General features: G+C 59.5%; 16 protein-coding genes. 12 read left to right on the plus strand and 4 right to left on the minus strand.

Features of this window, described 5'->3' with window-relative positions:
* Positions 1-193: 193 nt before the first annotated feature.
* From LZ496_RS00640 to LZ496_RS00680, 9 genes are all read left to right on the plus strand, one after another.
* On the plus strand, positions 194-3715 hold the full coding sequence (locus LZ496_RS00640) for a sulfotransferase family protein (protein WP_249902674.1): 3522 nt from the start codon (positions 194-196) through the stop codon (positions 3713-3715).
* Positions 3712-5199, plus strand: a complete 1488-nt coding sequence (locus LZ496_RS00645; RefSeq protein WP_249902675.1) for a hypothetical protein — start codon at positions 3712-3714, stop codon at positions 5197-5199. The genes LZ496_RS00640 and LZ496_RS00645 overlap by 4 nt, the downstream gene beginning before the upstream one ends.
* Complete coding sequence (locus tag LZ496_RS00650; RefSeq protein ID WP_249902676.1) at positions 5196-7412, plus strand: glycosyltransferase family protein; 2217 nt, start codon at positions 5196-5198, stop codon at positions 7410-7412. Before LZ496_RS00645 ends, LZ496_RS00650 begins: the two co-directional genes overlap by 4 nt.
* Entirely contained in the window at positions 7409-8254 is an 846-nt protein-coding gene (gene kdsA / locus LZ496_RS00655; protein ID WP_249902677.1) for a 3-deoxy-8-phosphooctulonate synthase, read from the plus strand. The genes LZ496_RS00650 and kdsA overlap by 4 nt, the downstream gene beginning before the upstream one ends.
* Positions 8251-9063 carry a hypothetical protein gene (locus LZ496_RS00660; RefSeq protein WP_249902678.1) on the plus strand — a complete coding sequence of 271 codons (813 nt, stop codon included), beginning with the start codon at positions 8251-8253 and terminating at the stop codon, positions 9061-9063. The genes kdsA and LZ496_RS00660 overlap by 4 nt, the downstream gene beginning before the upstream one ends.
* Positions 9060-10133 carry a GSCFA domain-containing protein gene (locus LZ496_RS00665; protein ID WP_249902679.1) on the plus strand — a complete coding sequence of 358 codons (1074 nt, stop codon included), beginning with the start codon at positions 9060-9062 and terminating at the stop codon, positions 10131-10133. The genes LZ496_RS00660 and LZ496_RS00665 overlap by 4 nt, the downstream gene beginning before the upstream one ends.
* An 85-nt stretch (positions 10134-10218) precedes the next feature.
* A complete protein-coding gene (locus tag LZ496_RS00670; RefSeq protein ID WP_249902680.1) occupies positions 10219-11196 on the plus strand; it encodes an FkbM family methyltransferase in 978 nt (325 codons plus the stop codon).
* Positions 11193-12299: a glycosyltransferase 61 family protein gene (locus tag LZ496_RS00675; protein ID WP_249902681.1), complete on the plus strand. Its 1107-nt coding sequence runs from the start codon at positions 11193-11195 to the stop codon at positions 12297-12299. The genes LZ496_RS00670 and LZ496_RS00675 overlap by 4 nt, the downstream gene beginning before the upstream one ends.
* Before the next feature lie 118 nt (positions 12300-12417).
* Positions 12418-13110: a hypothetical protein gene (locus LZ496_RS00680; RefSeq protein WP_249902682.1), complete on the plus strand. Its 693-nt coding sequence runs from the start codon at positions 12418-12420 to the stop codon at positions 13108-13110.
* A 7-nt stretch (positions 13111-13117) separates the two neighbouring features.
* Here the strand turns inward: LZ496_RS00680 and LZ496_RS00685 are convergent, their stop codons facing one another.
* From LZ496_RS00685 to LZ496_RS00700, 4 genes are read right to left on the minus strand one after another with little or no spacing between them, the layout of a single operon-like run.
* A complete protein-coding gene (locus LZ496_RS00685) occupies positions 13118-14023 on the minus strand; it encodes a hypothetical protein (protein WP_249902683.1) in 906 nt (301 codons plus the stop codon).
* A gap of 16 nt (positions 14024-14039) precedes the next feature.
* On the minus strand, positions 14040-14735 hold the full coding sequence (locus tag LZ496_RS00690) for an ABC transporter ATP-binding protein (protein WP_249902684.1): 696 nt from the start codon (positions 14733-14735) through the stop codon (positions 14040-14042).
* On the minus strand, positions 14732-15547 hold the full coding sequence (locus LZ496_RS00695; RefSeq protein WP_249902685.1) for an ABC transporter permease: 816 nt from the start codon (positions 15545-15547) through the stop codon (positions 14732-14734). Before LZ496_RS00695 ends, LZ496_RS00690 begins: the two co-directional genes overlap by 4 nt.
* Positions 15537-16634 (minus strand): hypothetical protein, encoded by a 1098-nt coding sequence (locus LZ496_RS00700; RefSeq protein WP_249902686.1) that lies wholly within the window; start codon positions 16632-16634, stop codon positions 15537-15539. Before LZ496_RS00700 ends, LZ496_RS00695 begins: the two co-directional genes overlap by 11 nt.
* A 263-nt stretch (positions 16635-16897) precedes the next feature.
* Between LZ496_RS00700 and LZ496_RS00705 the strand changes: the two genes are divergently transcribed.
* Genes LZ496_RS00705 through LZ496_RS00715 form a run of 3 tightly spaced genes read left to right on the plus strand, consistent with a single transcriptional unit; the run spans position 16898 to position 20069 of the window.
* Positions 16898-18052, plus strand: a complete 1155-nt coding sequence (locus LZ496_RS00705; RefSeq protein WP_249902687.1) for a polysaccharide biosynthesis/export family protein — start codon at positions 16898-16900, stop codon at positions 18050-18052.
* An 11-nt stretch (positions 18053-18063) separates the two neighbouring features.
* Positions 18064-18891 carry an inositol monophosphatase family protein gene (locus LZ496_RS00710; protein ID WP_249902688.1) on the plus strand — a complete coding sequence of 276 codons (828 nt, stop codon included), beginning with the start codon at positions 18064-18066 and terminating at the stop codon, positions 18889-18891.
* A 56-nt stretch (positions 18892-18947) separates the two neighbouring features.
* Positions 18948-20069, plus strand: coding sequence for a glycosyltransferase family 4 protein (locus LZ496_RS00715; protein WP_249902689.1), 1122 nt, complete (start codon positions 18948-18950; stop codon positions 20067-20069).
* Positions 20070-20155 lie beyond the last annotated feature (86 nt).

The following is a 20155-nucleotide window of genomic DNA, read 5'->3' on the forward strand; positions in this document are numbered from 1 at the left end:
GCTGTGGCACATGCCTTTTGAATGAGGCTAGCGCAAGTGTGAAGCTCAATTGGACGGCCGGGGCGCTAAACCTCGAAGAAGATTGAAATTTGGCTTCAGCCGCCGGTATAGGCGGTCGCCTCACATCTCCCGAACTGACACGGAGCAAAGCGCATCTTCGATGAAGTCCCGACCGTTTGACTGCGCTGTCCTCGTGCTTGGGATGCATCGGTCGGGAACGTCCGCGCTCGCCGGGCTTCTCGCACAGTGCGGCTTTGGCGCGCCAGAACATCTCATTCCGGCGAGCAATGCTAATGAGCGCGGATTTTTCGAATCAGAGCAGATCAATGCCTTTAACGATGCGATACTTGCCGACTGCGGCCAGAACTGGCTCAGTTTGGCGCCAATCGCCGAGGATTGGTGGAGCGGCGATGATGCCGCCCGCCGCCAGGCCCAATTGGATGCATTGGTGGCTGGAGAGTTTGCCTCCACCAGGATGCCTGTCATCAAGGATCCCCGGATATGCCGCCTTTTGCCCCTGTGGGAACAAGCCCTGGACCGGCAGGCAAAGGAGACGCGGGTCGCGCTGATCATCCGGTCGCCGGCCGAAGTCGCTCAATCGCTGCACCGGCGCAACCAGCTCGATATCGAGCTCGGGATGCTTTTGTGGGCGCGCTACAATCTTGATGCGGAATACCATTCCCGAAATCTGAGGCGTCGGATTCTCAGCTTCGAGGCGCTTCTGGGTGATTGGAGGCGCTCAGTTGAAAAGCTCGACTTGCCGATTTCGCCGGATTCAATCCGCAGCGAACAAATCGATCAATTCCTGAGCGTCCCGCTTCGTCATAATCATGGCGATCTCGCGTCGACGAGCAGAATCGGCCTCGTCCACGAGTTGCACGAGATACTCTCTCGATGGGCGGCCGATGGCGAACGCGCGGAAGACTATTCCGACCTAGCCCGAATTCGCTCCAACTTCGATGAAATGGGGTTGCTCCTCGGTGACCTGACCGAAAAGGGTCGCCTCGAACGAAAGCGACGGACTTCCCTTGCCGCCAAGGCGGCCGCAACCGAGGCGGAACTTGAAAGCCGCGAGCAACAATTTGCCGGTCTTGTCCAATCAATTGAGCGGTCATTCGACAATCTCGAGCAACGCAATCAGGCCCTGCAAACCCATATGCAGAGGCTTGAGGAGGAATTCGCCAACATCGCCTCGCTGGAAAAATCACTCGAGCAGGCGACAACCTTGGCGGCAACGCAGGCCAGGGAGCTTGAAGCCGCTGCTGAGGATCGTCGCCGGATAGAGCAGCAGCTGGCGGAAATGTCGGAGGGAGCCGTCCGCTCGGCCGCTGAGCTTGCGAAGGCTCGTTCCGGGATCGAACATTTTGAGCGCGAATATCAGTCGGCCAAGAAGAAGTATCGATCAACCCAAGGGCTGCTCGAGCGAGAGCAGAAAGCGCACCAGACGACGGCGCGCAGATTGAAATCCCAGGGCGCCCGATTGGCGGAAATTGAAATAAGTCCCGGTTGGCGAACAGAGCGGCGCATCCGGCACGTCTGCCTGCGGTTGCGGACCGTCTTTACCGCCCCCTTGAGCGGCAAAAGGAAGAATCGCGAGGCGATTGCGCTGTTGAAGTCCTCCGCGATGTTCGATCCGGAGTGGTATCTGCAAAGCTATCCCGACGTGGCTGTGACCGGCCTCGATCCTTACGACCACTTCTTGAGTCACGGCTGGAAGGAAAGCCGGAACCCCAGCGCGGCATTCAGCATCTCCCGCTACCTGCGCGCTAACCCCGACATTGCAGCAGCAGGGGTCAATCCGCTGCTCCACTATCTCGAGCATGGACAATTCGAGGGTCGCGAAGCCCTTGCGGGTGGTGCTCAGGCAAGGCCGAGCTTGCCGCTCACCGAAAAGCTGGACCCGGCCGCGCCGGTTTACAGCTCAGGCTCGGCGGAACCGGAGATAGCCTGGCGCCGGGCGGCGCACGAGGCGCTGGCCGGGACTGCACTGTTCGACGACTTCGGAGCTGCGATCGGTGTCAGCTCCGCCGAAGACGCATTCGCTGCAATACGGCAATCGCTATGCACTCATCCGAGGGACTACGGATCGATCTTCAAATCGGGAGAGGAAGCGCAAGATCAAGAAACCGACAGGTTCCTGGAAGACGCCTTTTTCGTGAACTGCAATCGCCTCAAGGTCCGGCTTCGTCCCGCCAGCGCCCCGGTGGTCGTCCGAATGATCCAGGCGGACTCTTCGCTGGAAAGGATCCGGTTGGTAGGTGAAGGAGTTATCGCTAACGCCGCCGACAGCGTCGACGCGGACCTGGCAAACCCCTATTTTCCGGTCGCCATCGTGCGTTGTAGCGCAGACGGCGAACTCATTGACTGGCGAGTGCTGAGATTCCCGTCACTTTGCCGTGGCGGCTGTCACTATTTCGAATTGGTAGATCTGGCGTCGGGGTCTGATGTCGACTTGCTCGCCGTGGCCAATGGCCTATGGCGCCAGCTTTGCGAAGCCCAGGAAGATCGCTCAGGCCCCTTGCTGCGCGAAATCGAAGTGGAAGTTGCAGGAAATGACGGTCAGGGCAGGCTCTTCCAATCCCACTTCCGGGACTGGCTCGACCGGCTGTTCGGCATCTCGATCAAGGCGTCTTCCCTGCCGGACCCGGACGCTGGAGAGAGCTTCCTGGCCCGCACCGCGACGCTTTCTCCGGCCAGCGCACGGCAGCATGGAGGAAGCCTGATCCTGACGGGTGACATGGCGCCGACCATTTCCATTCTGTGCGCGCCAGCGACCTCAAAAGGAATGTCAGAGTCTCCCTTACCGGTGGTAATGATTTCCCCTGAACCAGAGGAGCCGGCGTTCCGGTACGATCTGCCGACAGCAAAGATTGTCGCCGCGCGCATCGCCAAGCGGGGCGAGGTGTCGATATTTCCTCGATTGAAGAGCGGGACGCCGCCAACGGCAGTCGCTGGCGCAATTCGCTTCCTGACCCGCTCGCCTTCGGATGTTGAGCTGTTGATGCCGAATAGCTCGGGCGATGCGTTGCCAGATGGAGAGGCCCTATCCTGGCTCGTGGCATCACGGCACGATCGCGACCAAATGCTGTTCGACACATTGGCAAGCGTTGCCGTGCAGGCGGGATCGACGCCCCCCCGGCTTGCCTTGGTCGGCCCGGTTTCGACGCACTTGAGAGAAAGGTGCGACCTCCTGTTCTCCGATCGCTGGCGTGACTTTGAAACTGTCGACGAGGCGCTGCAGTCGGACATCGGCGACGTGGTTGCATCGATCGTTCCCGGCGTCGTCCTTCATAACGTGACGACCGGATCTTTGCTGCGACAGGTCCTGGCCCTTCGAGGAGTAGTGTCTGCAAGCTGTCCGCTGGTGGCGCAGGCCCCCGGCGGCAAGTCACGCCGGACTCTTATCGTCGACGGCGGCCAAATATTCATTGGCGAAGGTGCCGCTCAGCAGCTGGCCCCGTTCGCGCGCGCCAACCTGCTGTGGCGATCGACCTTCGCAGTTGCGGCACCTCCTTCGGGCCTGTTCGTCGCACGCCGCGATGCGCTCGCAACTTGGCACAAAGGGGAGCGGCACGAGAAGGGCATTCACCTCCTGACCTCCCTTACAACCGCCAGCCTGTCAGTCGAAGAAGATGTGGCCAACATACAGCCCATGGTTATCCCTACGCCATCCGCCTCCAGCCGGTCGGTCTGCGAAAGAATTCTGGTCGGATGAACGTCGCAGTTTTGATTCCGTCCGATTCCTATCGGCACAATGCCGGTGCTCGGATCCGCTACGGGCGAGTGGCGAAGCCGCTTCGGAAGCTCGGAATTTCGCTGGTCCTTGAGGATATTGCGACATTCGACGCGGCCACCAGCGAGTGCAATGTACTGCTGCTCAGCAAATGTTATGACGCTCGTGCACTGGTCGTCGCGGCGCAGGCGAGGGCACTCGGCAAGCTGGTCGGGGTCGACCTGTTCGACGATTATTTCAGCCAGCAGTCCGACGCGCGCTTGGCGCGTTTCCGCCAGTGGCTGACCAGCTTGGCGAGCCTCCTCGATTTCGCCCTATGTTCGACGCCCGCGATGGCCGACATTGCTCGGCGCTACCATCCTGACCTCCGGGTTCATGTTATGAACGACCCATCGGGATTAAAGCCCGACATAGGTCCCGTCCTAGATCGCAAGATGGATGCCCTTAAACAGACCGGCCTACTGACGGTCGGCTGGTTCGGGATGGGCGATAACCCGCATTTCGAAGTGGGCGTCAGCGATCTGTTGGCCTATTCAGATATGCTAACGGCATTGGCCCAGCGCAGCGGTCTGGCGGTCCAACTCCGGCTGTTGACCAACGCGCGGGCGCTGGACGCGGGCCGACTGAAACTCATTTCTCAATTGCCAGTCGAAACGACCGTTGGGGAATGGAGCCTTGAGGCGGAAGCCGCGCTGCTGCGCGAAAGTTTTGCAATATTTCTGCCGGTCAACGCCCAGCCGTTCAGCATTGCCAAGTCGCTCAACCGGGCCGTTACCGCCATTAGCGCGGGTTGCCAGATCCTTTCCGCCGGCTATCCGCTTTACGAGGCTTTCGAACCGCTCATCTATCGCGATGCATGTAGCTTCTCAGACGACGTGTCGACGCCTGGTGGCCGCATGCGCCTGAACACCCGAAACCTCACAAGGCTCGAAACGCTTTTTGAGGAATATGCCGACGCCGATACCGAGGCCTCGCGGCTAACTGGCTTCCTGGAAGCACTGCCGCAACAATCGGTCGGGCCGCAACGCTTGGCGGTGCTTCACGGCATCGGCGCTGCGCCAGCGGTCCACACGCTGGTCCAGGCGGGAGGAGGCTTGTCCGTCGCTTCGCCATTTACTCCGACTAGCTTGAACTTCGACATCATTCTCGGGGTCGGCGAGCAGGCTGGCGCGGTTGAGGTGTTGGTCGCCAACCGACATGATGCTCTAATGAATCCCGAAGTGGGTCCCTGGGTGGACTGCAGTCGCAATCCCGGTTTTCGGAAGGCCAGCATCGGAATTGACGGCGTCTTGGCTATTGGGCCCGATTGGTACCGAAGCGCCGAGACTCCGCTGCAACTGGCAACGTATGGTTCGACGATGGAGGCCGCGGAGCGTGCACTGTCCGCAATGCTGGGTCCGACCATCATTCTGAAAAGCGAGGCCTCCCGGCTGCCATTGCCGCTTCTCCCAGCGACTGCCCGATGAGCCAACGCCCAAGCGCCTATTTCATCATTAACCTGGTGCAGGACATAAACATCCTGCGCCCCCTGATTGTCATGGCTGCTCGAGATTTCGGGCTGCGGACTCATCTGCTGGTCAGTCCGCAATTTGCCGGCCGTGACCTGTTCGGCATTTGGGAGCGAGAACTGCGGCTGCTTGAGGAAGAGCACGGCATTGGTCGCACTGATTTCTCCGACGCGTGGCAGGCAAGTCAGGCGTTGATCGGACCGGGCGTCCTGTTCGCGGGGAGTGAATCCAACCTGGCGGGTCACCGAACCTCTCACGACATCCTGCGCATGTCGCCGGCGGATATAGTCTGCGTGACACTTCAGCACGGTTTCGAATGTGTCGGTTTCCGCCACAACGCAGCCCATGACCGTGCCCACGGTCGATCTGTTTCCTTTGCGGCCGATTTGGTCTGTGCCTGGCAGCCGCTCGACCTACTGACCTCAATGGCCCCATCTCAACGGGCCAAAGTGATCGTGACCGGTCCAACCTCCGTGCTGCAATCCTTTCCGGAAACCGGCGCCACGTCATCGGCCGCGCCCGGCATCGTTTGCGAGAATCTGCATTCGGTCCGGATGAGTTCCGGTAACCTCAAGGCCGATTTCGTCTCGTCTTTCGAGCAGTTCTGCGGGCTGATGAAGCAGGAGACTCGCCAGGTCGTCCTCCGTCCCCACCCAGGCGGGCAATATGCACTGAAGAACAGCTTGCCGCTCCCCGCGAACGCCACGATCAACAACCAGCCAATGTTCAGGGTCGACCTGGGCCGGTATGCCTATGGCATCTCGGCCCCGTCCTCGGTGATCATCGACATGGTCCTTGCCGGCATTCCCACGGCGGTATGGCGCGATGCGGGGCAACAAGTGTCCGCCGACAATTACGACGGGCTCGCAACCGTGACGACCGTTTCGGACTGGGCCGATTTCGCCAGGTCGGCCATGGAGGATCCCGAACCCATCCTTGAAAGGCAGCGCCGCTTTCTGGCGGAAACCCAGATGCCTACCGACCCGCAGCGGGTCTACGGCCGATATGCCGAGCTGTTCGCCGCCGCCCTCCGGCTGGAATCGCGGCCCTATCGCGTGTCGGTCGAGCGGGAGCGGATTCTGTTGGTGGCCAACGCCCACCTGCCGACTGTCCAGGTTTGCCTGGAAAGGCCGCTAGAGGGCTTAGTCCGAAACGGAGCTGTGGCAACGCAGCTGATCACCGAATTCGAGCTTGCTGCGGCCCATAAGCGGGGCGGGGCGGACGGAGCCCGGGAATGGCTGGACGATGAATTCAAGCGGTTCGGTCCGACCGCCCTCATGTTCAGCCGCTATAGTGGGCCGATGGCCGAAACCATCCTTGAACTGGCCGACGGAATCCCCGTCATCTATCACATCGACGACGATCTGCTGGGGGTCCCGGAGACCATCGGGGCGCGGAAATTCACCTATCACAACAATCCGGCGCGGCTGGAAACTGTGCGGCTGCTGCTAGAGAGGTCCGATCTCGTCTATACCTCCACCGAGCGGCTGAAGCGCCGGCTGCAGGAATATTATCCGCAAGCAAATATGGTGGCAGGTGCGATCAACAGTTCGTGCGAACCCCTGCGCGGAGCGAGGACCGGCAAGGCCCGAACTGTCGGCTATATGGCAAGTGCCGATCACCTGCCCAATCTGATGGAAGTCCTGCCCGCCATCGTCAGGCTGCTCGACCGCCACGGCGATCTTCGGTTCGAGTTGTTCGGTTCGATCCAGATTCCCGCCGAGCTGGAGCGCTTTGGTGATCGCATCAGGAAGGTCTCGCCGATCGCGAACTACGAGGAGTTCCTGAAGCGCTTCGGGGATGAGGAGTGGGACATCGGAATTTGCCCGCTTGTCAAATCCGAGTTCAACCTGACCAAATCAATCAACAAGTGGATAGAATATTCCGCGCTCGGCATTTCGGTCATTGCCACGCGCGGCATGATTTATGACGAATGCTGTGCCGACGGCGCTGGCATACTTGCCGACGGCGTGGACGAATGGTTCGACGCCCTCGATCGACTCGTAACGGACGACCGGGAACGAGCGAGGCAGGTCGAAAGGGCGCAGCAGAAGCTGCTTGACGATTATTCTCCCCGCCGCCATCGGGACCAGATCCTGGACATTATCTCGCAGGCGCGTGCGGTATCCCGCGCGACTCCTGGATTTCAGCCCATTGAAGGGACAGCATGAACAGCTCTGTGGTTTCGCTCGACGGAGGAATTCGCTTCTCGAACGACGACGCATTCGTCCTCATCGGAGGAATGAATGTCATCGAGGACGAGGCGACGTTGATGGAAGTTGCCGGAGAGTTCGTGCAGCTGACCGCGGATCTCGGCATCCCTTATGTTTTTAAGGCCAGCTTCGACAAGGCCAACCGCTCTTCCATCAATTCATTTCGCGGCCCAGGACTGGAAAAAGGCTTGGCAATGCTCGACGCAGTCAAGCGGCGCTTTGGCGTTCCGGTGCTGACGGACGTTCACGAACCCCACCAGGCCGCCCCGGCTGCCGAAGTTGCCGATATCATCCAGCTCCCCGCTTTCCTCGCCCGCCAGACGGACCTGGTGACCGCCATGGCTCGCACGGGAGCGGTGATCAACGTCAAGAAGCCGCAATTCCTGGCGCCCCAGGAAATGAAGCATATCATCAGCAAATGCCGCGAAGCGGGCAACGACCGGATCATCCTGTGCGAGCGCGGGACCAGCTTCGGTTACAACAACCTTGTCGTCGACATGCTTGGCATGGACCAGATGAAGTCGCTGGCGCCCGTGGTGTTCGACGCGACGCACGCCCTGCAAATGCCGGGCGGTCGAGCCGACAGCGCCGGCGGCCGGCGGCAGCAGGCGGCAGCCCTAGCCCGTTCAGGAATGGCCATTGGAATTGCCGGCCTCTTTCTCGAAGCTCACCCCGATCCTGAACAAGCTAAGTGCGACGGACCCTGCGCCTTGCCGCTTCATGCGCTGAAAAGCTATTTGCAACAAATACAAGCGGTTGACAGCATGGTTAAGTCGTTCAAACCGCTCGAAATAGCTTGAGATTGTTGCAGATGCAGCGTCTTGCGGGCCTGAATCTTATTGGGAAAAGGCAGTTTGTGGCGGATTACCAAATGTTACTTTACGGGGACAGCCATAGCGAAGCAGTCTTCCAGGCGGCCGAGCTGCGCGAGCGCAGGCGCTACCCCACCTCGATAGCTATCCACCGAGCTCGCAGGCAAAAGGGCGAGAAGGTGATCGGCGACACAAGCCTCGAAGAGTTCGTTGAGATTGCGCGCGGGCTCAGCAGCTCGGACATGGTCATATCCATGATCGGCGGAAACCAGCACGCGGTGCTGGCGACGATCCAGCATCCGATCCCGTTCGACGTCCTGGAGCCGGGCGCCGATTTCAGCTCGCTTCGACCCGGCACCGAACTCATCCCTTACCGCGCGATAGCGTCGATCATTCATGGCGGCATTCGCGGGCGGGACGGCCGCGCGCTCAGCAAGATCCGTGATGCGACCCCGGCAAGAATGTTCCATATTATTCCGCCGCCTCCCAAGAGGGACAGCGATTTCATTCGCAGCTATCACGAAAGCCGTTTCTCGGAAGATATTGCCAAGCTCGGAGTGTCTTCGCCGGAATTGCGTATGAAGATTTGGCGGATGCAGCGCAATCTGCTCCACGAATATTGCGATGAGCTGGGGATCGAGGCGTTTGATCCGCCACAGGCGGCGCTTGACCAGGACGGGTTTCTCCTTCCCGAATATTACGCGAAGGATGCCACCCACGCGAACCGCAACTACGGGCTGCTGCTGCTGCAAGAACTTGAGCAGCGGATTGTGCGCAGCAACGAAAGCGTCCAATGACCAGCAATCCATATAAGGCATTGCCTGACAAGGCTTTTTGGCGGCGGACCGTCGCATCACCGGCTCCTGGCGAAGTCGATCCGGTGGGCGAATTCGGTCTCACCATCAGGCCCGAAACAAAAGTTGCGACCGCGGGCAGCTGCTTTGCCCAGCATATCGCACGCTATCTCAAGAATAGCGGCTATAATTATTACATTGCCGAAACCGGCCATCCACATTTATCGGAACCGGCGCTTCAGGCGAACAATTACGGCCTGTACTCGGCTCGCTACGGTAACATCTATACGGCCCGGCAGCTAAGGCAGTTGATCGAACGGGCCTACGGCCGTTTTTCACCCAGCGAATCCTGCTGGCAGGAGGCCGAAGACAAATATCTCGATCCATTCCGGCCAACCGCGCAGCCCGGCGGATTTGTCTCCAGAGCCGAACTTGAGGCGGACCGCGCGCAACATCTTGCTGCCGTTCGGTCGATGTTCGAAACTCTAGACGTGTTCGTCTTCACGTTGGGCCTGACCGAGTGCTGGCGTTCCAAGGTCGACGGGGCCGTCTTTCCTTTGTGCCCGGGAGTCGAAGGAGGGAAGTTCGATCCGGAGACGCATGAATTCTACAATCAGGACGTCGATGATGTCCTCGAAGACTTGACCGTCGTCCGTGGGGCGATCTGCGAGGTCAATCCCGATGCCGAGATCATCTTGACGGTTTCCCCTGTGCCGCTGATGGCCACGGCGGAGCCGGGCGCCAATGTGCTGTCTGCCACGACCTATTCAAAGTCGGTTTTGCGCGTTGCCGCGGAAACGATGCGCAAGCGACACTCCAACGTCCATTATTTTCCCTCGTACGAGATCATTTCCGGAGCCTTCAACCGCGGCGGCTATTACGCCGATGATCTGCGCAATGTGGTCGAGACGGGCGTCAGCCATGTGATGGGACTGTTCATGAAGCATGTGACGGCCGGCGTCGCAGCGTCCCAGCCACCTGCTAAATGCTCAGATGCGAAGGCGGAACTTATGCGCAAGGCGCAGGAGATGGTCGAGGTCGAGTGCGACGAGGTCGCGCTGGATCGCGAATAGTTCGAGTGACGCGTTGGAGGGCCTCATTCCCGATGGTGGACGATTAATGAGTAGGGGCATGAGGAACTGGCTCGCTAACCTTTTTATGCCGCAACGGCCTTCGCGAGATCCGCGATCCGCAGACGAGGAATCCGCCGTCGAGCGGCATGTGCTTAGGACCAAATGGCTGGAGCAGACATTTGACGAGGTCGAGCATGGCGGCCGGACCATGCGCTTCGCCACAACCGGCTCCTCAAGCGTCAAGCGGCTTCGCTCCCTATTCTCGAAAGAGCCGATCACATTGGCGTGGATCGACAGCTTTGTAGAAGGCGAAACGCTGTTCGACATCGGCGCTAATGTCGGCATGTACACCATTTATGCAGCGATCATGCGGAAGGCCGGGGTCTACGCGTTTGAGCCCGAAGCGTTGAACTTCGCCGAGCTCAACAAGAATATTTTCCTCAATGGCCTGCATCACCAAGTGCTGGCCTACGGCCTGGCGCTGAGCGACGTCGACAAGACGGATCGCCTTCTGCTTAGCGATTTCGGGCTCGGTATATCCCATCACGATTTTGAGGAAAACAGCTGGACCGAGGACAAGCAGTTCGCGCCGGACTGGAAGGTCAGCAAGGACGACCGTCGGCCGCAAGGTTGCATCGGCCGGAAACTGGATACGCTGATCGCCGACGGCCTTCCGTTCCCCGATCATATCAAGATTGATGTCGACGGGCTTGAGCATAGGGTGGTTGCTGGGATGCTGGAGACCCTGGCCGACCCTCGGCTGCAAACGGTGCTGATCGAAATCAATTTCGACAATCCAAAGAATCTCGAAATCATCGATCGGATCGTGGAGCTAGGCTGGCGCTACTCATGGGACCAGCTGCGCACCCACCGGACCGTGAAGTTTAGCGTCGAACAGATTCGATCCTACCAGCAGCGGGGAGTTGGCGGGCTCAACTACATTTTCTTCCGCGACGACTGGTACGACGAATATTTTTCCGAGGTCTTCGCCAACTACACGCCCGGCGAGCGGATATTGAGCAGGTCGAGGCAGGCCGAAACCTTCGTCGAGACGCAGTCGTGAACTGGCCAGAATTAGCCGAGCTGCGTGATATCAGGGTCGGGCCCTTGACGGTCGGGAACAGCAAGACCCGGCTGTCGTTGGCCGCCGATCCTCCACATCCGGCCCTGGGCCACATGCGCAGCGGCGCGCCGGATAGCGTGGTCAAGATTCTCCCGCTTTCCGACCATGACGAGAATTCAATGCCGGTGATCGAGGAGCCGATCATTTATGGCGGGTTGCTGTTCCGGCATTTCGGCCACGCGATTTCGGAAAGCATCCATCGACTTTGGCCGCGGTTCGCGATGAAGGAGCTGGCATCGGCAAGGATCGCGTTCCACCTGGTGAACAACACCAAGGTGATGCCTTACGTCACTGAGGCGTTCAATCTCCACGGCATTCCAAGGCGCCACATATTGGGCATCGACCAGCCGATGCTATTCCGTCACCTGTTCGTCGGTCCCCAGGCCAGGCAGATGGCTGGGCCCACGATCATTCCCAATTATCGCTCCATGCTGGATCATTCGCTTGGCCGTCGGCTTCCGCCCCCCGGCGGGACGCGGCGGCTTTATGTTTCCCGCATGTATCACCACCACACGGGCTCCTTTTACGGCGAAAGTTTCGTCGAGAAGCAGCTCGCAGCTTGCGGTTTCGAGATCATCTATCCCGAGCAGCACCGGCTGACCGCACTGGTCGAAATTCTACGGGACAGCGAACTCGCCGTCTTTGCCGAGGGCAGTGCGATCCACGCGCTGGAACTTTGCGGCTCCGTGACTCCGGCGGCGTTCGTCATCGGCCGCCGGGGCATGTCGACCGAGCGATTCACGCCGCTCTTGTCCAATATTTGCCAGAAATGGAAGATTTCCGACCATTTGTTGGCCAACCTCGGAATGTCGGCGGACAAAAAGAAGCACTCCGGGCTTATTCGCCTATCCGCGGTCATGAGGGATTTGCAGGAATTTTCTGGGATCGCTGCTATTGGCAGCTTCACTCCAGACCAGCTGTCTGACGCGATCAGGATGGACCTGGAGCATCACATCGGCGACGAGCGAAACGAACGGGACGCCGATTATGCGCGACGGGCGTCCGAGATGGCCGACATCGCCCTGACTCGGGAACCCTTCTGAGGCCGGAAGCACAAAGATGGTCAAAGCGAGTGAAAACAGACCCTTCAACTATTGCCGCTGCTGCGCCTCACTTCTATCGCGTCAATAGATCCCAATAGATTGAACGAGGAGCGTCCCCGTGGGCCTGTGGCAAGATTTCCTGATTAATGACGACAAAGTGATCCATAAATGGGCGCACTATTTTCCGGTCTATGAGCGTCATTTCGGGCCTTGGCAGAACCGTTCGCTCGTCTTCTGGGAAGTCGGCGTCTACGGCGGCGGATCGCTGCAGATGTGGCAGCGATATTTCGGGCCTAATGCGGTCATCGTTGGCCTCGACATCAACAAGGACTGCATGGCTCACGAGGGCCCCGGCATCAACGTTAGGATTGGCGACCAGGCGGATCCCGTCTTTCTCCAGTCGGTGATTGACGAGTTCGGCGTCCCCGATGTCGTCCTTGACGACGCTAGCCATCACATGAAGCCGACCTGGGACATGTTCCAGTTCCTATATCCCAAGGTTCCCAAGAACGGGGTCTACATGGTCGAAGACATGCACACGAGCTATTGGCCGCATTGGGGCGGGGGCCTTAACGTGGAAGAATCCTTCATCAACCGCTCCAAAAAACTGATCGACGAACTCAACGCAGACCATGCCAAGGGCGAAATCGAACCTACCGAGTTCACCAGGACAACCGGCAGCATCTCCTTCTACGACAGCATCGTCGTGTTCGAGAAAGGCAACATCTGGTGGAAGAATGGTTTCCGAACCGGCGCCGGCCACGGATCGCATGCAGCAAAGCAGGATCTGGCGGATCAGTCCGCCGGGTGATGAACGTTTAGGTCAGGGCCGTCTGCATCTCCCGGTGGACCTCTTCGACCTGGGCGTTGAAGCGGTTGCCGGGATCGGACATGGAATTGACTTTGACGAACCACATGTAAACCAGCGCAGCTTCGCCATAATAGATCTGATGGGCCACCAGCCGGCTCTCGCCTAGCCACACCTCGCCTGGTTCGAACGCGATCCGGTGGCGCGGAAGTTGGTCGAGCCACATCCGATCGGTCCCGCCGAGCAAGTCGCGCGTGATGAAGTCGATCATTTCGTTGGGGTCCTGCCCGGCAAAACGGGCGAGGTTATGCTTCTCGTACAGCAGCCGCATCATGTCGGGAAAACGATGGCCCAAGTGCCAGATTCTGGGACGGATATCGAGGTTAGCGAATACGCGAGCCTGATGAAAATCGTCGTCGATCGAATGATTGTCCCAGTGGAGATTCTCAAACAGCGTCCGCGTTAGCCGAAGGCTGGCGATCAGCTGGAACGGATCATATTCGGGAAAGGCGGTATCGAAGATCCCCAACACCGTTTCGTGGGACGCTTTCAGCGCGGTCGAAGCCTGGGCGAACAGCTTCCGGTCGCCCTTGCATATCACGTCGAACATCGCCTGCCGCACAGCGCTTTTGAAGCGAAGCGATCGAAAGCCAACTTTAGCCGGCGGCTCGCCTTCGAAAAAATGAGTGGCTTCGAGTTTCTTAAGCTTGCGGCGGATCGGCACGGCCTGGATCGCGTCGATCGACTTTTCCAGCCTGGTCAGTACCTCGAAATCGAAGTCCAGCCTGAAGTCCTTGATGAGGACGATATTACCCTGCTCGACGAGGTCGGCGACCCCGCCGCGTTCGCGGATTTCAGGCAGGGACATTTCAAGGATGAAATCCTTAACGTCTGGGTGACGTTCGATTACCGCCATCGGCCGATCCCAGCCATCAGTTCATTTCCCTGACCATTTCTTCCTTGGACTGGAATCCTTCGCCGATCTGCTGCTTGTACTGGAAATAGACTTCCTCGAAGTCGCTATGCTCCTCGATAGTCCCATCCTTGAACAGCAAGAAGCGGTCGCAGTTGCCCTTCAGGTAGCGATGGCTGTGGGAAACGATCAGCATCGCCTTGTCTTTGCGCCTCTCGAACAATTCCACACGGCAACGGTCTCGGAAACGCTGGTCGCCGACCGCGAGTACCTCGTCGATCAAGTAACAGTCGAAATCCACCGTCATCGAAATTGCGAACGCAAGCCGGGCCCGCATGCCCGACGAATAGGTGGAAACTGGCTCGTGCAGATAGCTGCCCAGCTCCGAGAATTCTTCAACGAACTTGAATCGAGGATGATAGTCGACGCCGTAGATGCGACAGATAAAGCGGACGTTGTCGGCGCCGGTCAGCCCTCCCTGGAATCCGCCCGAGAATGCCAAGGGCCACGACACCGACATGTTGCGCTCGATGCTGCCCGAGGTCGGAGGCTCGGCACCGCTGATCAGACGTATCAGCGTTGATTTGCCGGCGCCGTTCTTCCCTAGGATGCCGATCCGCTCGCCAGGATAGATGGTAAGGTTGATACCCTTGAGGATGTGGCGCACCCCGTGATTGGATGGGTAATCCTTGGTTACATCGGTAAGACGGATCATTCTTCTCTCGCGTCCAGTCCGATCTGACGAATGAGGCTTAGGCCTGAAAAGGTCAGCAACAGGTTGCAGATGCACAGATATCCCAGATCGTAGTGGGCGCGCATCAAGGATCCGAACCAGCCTTCGCGCATGATCTCCAGCGCATTGAGCTGGGGCAGCCACAGCACAATTTCGCGAAAATTGGGGGGCAATGCGTCGGCAATAAACGCGACGCCAGATAGTGGGAACATGATGTAGGAGAAGGGGGGCCAGAGCCGGCCGAACACATCGAACTTTTCCGAAAGGCCGCCGACGGTCATCGCCAAGCCGGTGCCGAACCAAGCCAGCAGCGTCCAGCCGAATATCACTTCCAGCACGTCTTCGGGCGCCGGCATCCACCCCATCAGAGTGAAAACCATTGAAAGCACCACCAGGCTGGTGGTCGCACCGACCATTTCCAGGAAAATTCGCGCAATATAGACGTCGAGGATGCTGACCTGCCGGTGGAACAGCAGAGCGATGTTCGCCTTGAGCGCGCCGATGCAGCGGCTCGGGAGATTCCGCCATAGCAACAGCGAGGAATAGCCAGTGACTGCAAAGGCCACGATTGGAATATTCGATCCGTGGATCTGTCGCGTCGCGGTCCAGAACGCCGTGATGACTAGCGTGAACAGCATTGGCTCAACAAAGAGCCACAGGAAACCGATGTTGTTGCGGCCGTAGCGGGTCAGCAACTCACGCAATAGAAGCGCGCCAAGCACCCGGCGCTGAATCGTCCAGGACCTGCCATCGACGCGGACGCCGGGGTCTGCCGTCTGTTCGTTATTGGGCATGTTCGCGGATGCCCGCCAGCAACATGCGGAGGATCCCATATGCGATGAGGCCGATGATCAAAGTTGCAAAAATTCCGCGGAGGCGCCGCGGTTCAAGCGCTTCGTCAGGCAAGCTAGGATCGACGATGCGCTCGACATATGCCTGCTTGCGCCGTGCTTCATTCTGCGCCTCCTCGAAAGAGGCCAGCGCCCCAGCCAACTGCTTGCCTGCGAATTCATTTTCTAGCTCGAGCTGTTGGTAACGGACCGCGTTTCCAGCAAGTGACCGGGTGCTTCCGACGGCCTTCGCCTGTTCACGGCCCATCTCCCGCTGCAGCGTCGCAATCTGGCTTAGTACGGACGGGATCTGCGGGTTCTGCGGTGCAGCCTGGCGCAACTGGGCCAGCAGGGATCGCGCAGCGATCAATTCGTCCTGCAGCTTCGACACCATCTGTAGCTGGATTTCGCCTTCCTTTTCCGGGTTGAGCACGCCGGACCGATTGCGGAAGCTTGCCATAGCGCCGGCCGCACGCCGCGCCTCGCCCTGGGCCCGGATCACCTCGGCGCGGGCGTAGCCGACCAGGTCCTCCCGGCCGCGCTCGTTGAGACGGTTGACCATCTCTTCGGACATCTCAAGCAGCTGTTCGTTAAACTTATGCGCCGACTTCGGATCATAGGCGTGGACGGTCAGCGTCGTGATGGACGTAGTCGCATCGCTCGTCACCTTAACCTTGCCGGTGTAATATTGGTACAAATGCTCGAAAGAGCCGAACATGCCGGTTGGGTCGAACCGATCAATCAGGCTTATCCCAGGTTGAGTATAGGATTTGCGGAACGCCTCGCCCTTATTGATGGCGCGCAGCGCGTCGCGGGATGTTACGAACGACTGGACGGCAAACACCTCGTCGCTGGCATTGGCGAAGCCGGCGCTCTTCAGAAGGACTCCGATTCCGGAAGCGGCTGGCTTGTCCGGGCTTTTGACGACGAAACGGGACTCCGACACATAGACATCCGAAGCAAGGACCCCGAAGTAAATGACGGAAAGGGCAAATGGAATGACCACTGTGACGGCGAACAGCCAGTTCGGCGTTTTGATCTTTTTGGACAAATTGGCGAGCATCTCGGTTCAGGAATCCTGTAAACGTCCGAAGATTCGGGGGAATTTGCGGCAAGCCAATGGGCGAACGTCGGCTAATATGCAACTATGTCATCGACCGGCAACCCCTTCTGGGCCACATGCCGATGTTCATGGTTGAGTAATGGCCGCGTTGCTCCTAGGGCCGGGCAACGATTCTCAGGGATGTTGGCGAGAAAATGTACGAGTTTCATAGTGTTATTCAGGATAAAGTCCGCCAAAACCTAGCCAGATTGATGGTCTTAGCCTCGGCGGCGGCGCTAGCGGGTTGCACAAGTTTTGGCGCCTCCGGCCCATCCTCTCGAGATATCCACGCCGCGTCGGATAAGTCCGTCGAAGGCGCGGCCGTTCGCATTGTCGACCTGGACCAGGCGGTTGGGGCACGGCTGGACGCAGCGAACCGGCACACGCCCTTCTCGACCCTGTTCGGTGACCTCCCGGCCTCCGGTACAGTCATCGGCCGGGGAGATCAGTTGTCGGTGCAAATTTGGGAAGCACCACCGGCGGTGCTTTTCGGAACGTCGGCGCGCGTCGCGCCATCGAGCGCGACTTCAATGCCTAACGCAAGTTCCAATACGCAATCGATCGAAAGCCTGCTGGTCGACGCTGACGGTTCTGTCCCGATCCCCTTTGCCGGCAACGTGCGCGCAGCCGGCCGGACGCCTCAGCAGATTGCCGAAGACATCCGCAACCGGCTTGCCGGGAAGGCGCATGATCCTCAAGTCGTTGTCACTCTAGCCCAGAACAGCACGGCCACGGTATCCGTCGTGGGAGACGTCAAGAATAACTCACGGGTGCCGCTCTCACCTCACGGCGAACGCATCCTCGAGGTGCTGGCCGGCGCGGGCGGGGTGGACGACCGCGTAGACAAGGCAATGATCCAGATTACCCGCGACGGACGGGTGGCGTCGCTGCCCCTCACTCGTATCATCAACGAACCTTCGGAGAATATCCGGTTGCAGCCGAACGATGTCGTTACCGCGCTGACGAAGACACTCAGTTTCACGGTTCTGGGAGCAAGCGGGAAGAACGACGAAATCGAATTCGAGGCGACCGGAATTACGCTTGCCCAGGCGATGGGCCGCATGGGTGGCCTCAAGGATGATCGCGCCAATATTCGCGGCGTGTTCATTTTCCGGCTGGAAAGGCCCGAGGTGGTGGGCGTTACGCCGGGCGACGGGACCCCGCTGACCCGCGAGGGACTTGTCCCGGTGATTTACCGCATCGACACGGCGCGCCCTGAAACGCTGTTTCTGGCGCAGAAGTTCGCGGTTCGGGACAGTGACGTCCTTTACGTCTCCACCGCACCCATCACCGATATCCAGCGTTTCATGCAGCTTCTTTCCTCGCTGGTCTTCCCGATCATCGGACTTACTCAAACGGTCCTCTGACCGGCTGCTCGATGGCGGTCACTACCATGGAGATCCCTGCGCCGTTCCATGCTGCCGTCGAGGAAATCATGGCTCGTGCGGCCGATAGGGCGATCATGCCGCGGCTCGGCAAGCTTCTAGCCGAAGACAAGCATGAGAAGGCAATTGGCGAGCTGGTCACAATCGCCGATCGCGAGAGCGAGCAGATTCTGGCCGAAGGGCTCCTACGTCTGCTGCCGGAAGCAAGCATTGTAGGAGAGGAAGCCGCGGATGCAGATCCGGCCATCATGGCAAAGATCGGCGGACGGCTGTGCTGGATCATTGACCCGCTGGACGGGACGTCGAACTTCGCCAGGGGGGAGGGGCCTTTCGGAATTCTCGTTGCCTTGGCGGAGAGGGGCCAGCCCATTGGCGGGTGGATCTACGATCCCCGCTCAAGGCGTTTTTGTGCCGCAGCTCGGAATTCGGGGGCGTTCATCAATGGCGAGCGGACTTGGGTTCCTCCAGCAACGCGCGCTTCGCCGCTGGTTGCAATCTCGAGCCTCGTGAGCCGGATGCCGGACGGTGATCAGATGATCGAAAGGTTCTCGGGCAGCTTCGCCACCATTCCGATTCCGCGTTGCGCGGCCGCGCAATATCCTTCGATGGTGCTGGGAGAAAACGACATCGCGCTGTTCGGCCGGACCCTCCCCTGGGATCATGCCGCCGGGGTGTTGTTCCTAGCTGAGGCCGGTGGCATCGCGACGCGGTTGGACGGGTCACCTTATCGAGTGGACGACGGGCGCCCGGGCCTGGTTGCGGCCGGGTCCGAAAGGCTTTGGGCAAAGGCGATGGCCATACTGGAAGACGTAGGCACATGACGCAGGCGGCTGGCGCCGGGGAACCCGGTCGGGACATCCTGCTAGACGTTTCCCGCATGATCTGGAGGTTGTGGGCAGGCAAGCTAGCGACCGGGATCGACCGCGTTAGCCTCGCCTATGTTGAGCATTTCAAGCACCGGGCCAGGGCCGTCGTCCAGCGCAAGAGTTTGCGCATCACCCTTTCGGCTAGAGACTCCGACCGGCTCTTCGAGCAAATCCTGCACGCGGGGCACGTGACCCGCGTCGATTGGATCATTCGCGGGCTCAGCCTGTTGCCTTCGGCAATCCAGAGCTCGCCGGAACGGGGGGCCATTTACCTCAACGTCGGACATACCGGCCTCAACGAACCATCGTTGCCCGAATGGGTCTCCGCCAACCAACTTCGGGCGGTCTATATGATTCACGACATCATTCCGGTGACCCATCCGCAGTTCTGCCGGCCTGGTGAGGCTTCGAAGCATGAACAGCGGCTCGACCATATGCTTGCGAGCGCCAGCGGAATCATCGCCAATTCCGAGTCAACTCTCGCAGCGCTCGAGCAATATGCTCAATCACACGGCCGGCCGATGCCTCCGTCAATCGCCGCATTAATTGCCGGGCAGCAAGCAGCGAAGGACCGTCCTCCCGCTTCACCCGGACGGCCTTATTTCCTGGTCGTCGGCACGATTGAGGCGCGCAAGAACCACATTCTGCTGCTGCGGCTGTGGCAACGCCTTGTCGACCAGCTCGGCGATGCCGCTCCGATGCTGGTGATCATCGGGCAACGGGGATGGGAGGCCGAAGCAACTTTCGGCATTCTCGACGATTTGGGCGGGCTCGCAAAGCATGTCGTCGAGTTCGGCCGGTGCGGCGACGAGCAGCTGGCCGGGTGGATTTCCGGCGCTCGGGCTCTCCTCATGCCGTCTTTCATCGAGGGCTTCGGATTGCCGGTGATCGAGGCATTGCAGCTTGGCTGCCCCGTGATCGCCAGCGACCTGCCGGTTTACAGGGAAATCGCGGGGTCGATTCCGACCTATGTCGACCCCCGTGACGAGACCGGCTGGTTGGAGCTGATCCGGGCGTTCGTTACCGACAGTCCCGAACGGCAACGGCAGATGGCAGCGATGCCGGACTATCGGGCGCCCTCGTGGTCGGAGCATTTCGGCAAGGTCGAGCCTTGGCTGGATCGTGTTATTTAGGGCGGCCCATCTATAAGATTTTCAAGGCTTAACTGGTGGTTTGATTCATTTGGAAATTGCCCTAAGCGCCGGCACCACAGCCATTT

It is taken from the genome of Sphingomonas caseinilytica, from assembly GCF_023516455.1.
GTDB classification, from domain to species: Bacteria; Pseudomonadota; Alphaproteobacteria; order Sphingomonadales; family Sphingomonadaceae; genus Sphingomicrobium; species Sphingomicrobium caseinilyticum.

Bases quoted from the DNA above. Each gene is read 5' to 3' on its own strand.
- LZ496_RS00645 (WP_249902675.1), top strand. From the start codon at position 3,712: ATGAACGTCGCAGTTTTGATTCCGTCCGATTCCTATCGGCACAATGCC.
- LZ496_RS00650 (WP_249902676.1), top strand. From the start codon at position 5,196: ATGAGCCAACGCCCAAGCGCCTATTTCATCATTAACCTGGTGCAGGAC.
- kdsA (WP_249902677.1), top strand. From the start codon at position 7,409: ATGAACAGCTCTGTGGTTTCGCTCGACGGAGGAATTCGCTTCTCGAAC.
- LZ496_RS00665 (WP_249902679.1), top strand. From the start codon at position 9,060: ATGACCAGCAATCCATATAAGGCATTGCCTGACAAGGCTTTTTGGCGG.
- LZ496_RS00670 (WP_249902680.1), top strand. From the start codon at position 10,219: ATGCCGCAACGGCCTTCGCGAGATCCGCGATCCGCAGACGAGGAATCC.
- LZ496_RS00685 (WP_249902683.1), bottom strand. From the start codon at position 14,023: ATGGCGGTAATCGAACGTCACCCAGACGTTAAGGATTTCATCCTTGAA.
- LZ496_RS00690 (WP_249902684.1), bottom strand. From the start codon at position 14,735: ATGATCCGTCTTACCGATGTAACCAAGGATTACCCATCCAATCACGGG.
- LZ496_RS00695 (WP_249902685.1), bottom strand. From the start codon at position 15,547: ATGCCCAATAACGAACAGACGGCAGACCCCGGCGTCCGCGTCGATGGC.
- LZ496_RS00705 (WP_249902687.1), top strand. From the start codon at position 16,898: ATGGTCTTAGCCTCGGCGGCGGCGCTAGCGGGTTGCACAAGTTTTGGC.
- LZ496_RS00710 (WP_249902688.1), top strand. From the start codon at position 18,064: ATGGCGGTCACTACCATGGAGATCCCTGCGCCGTTCCATGCTGCCGTC.
- LZ496_RS00715 (WP_249902689.1), top strand. From the start codon at position 18,948: ATGATCTGGAGGTTGTGGGCAGGCAAGCTAGCGACCGGGATCGACCGC.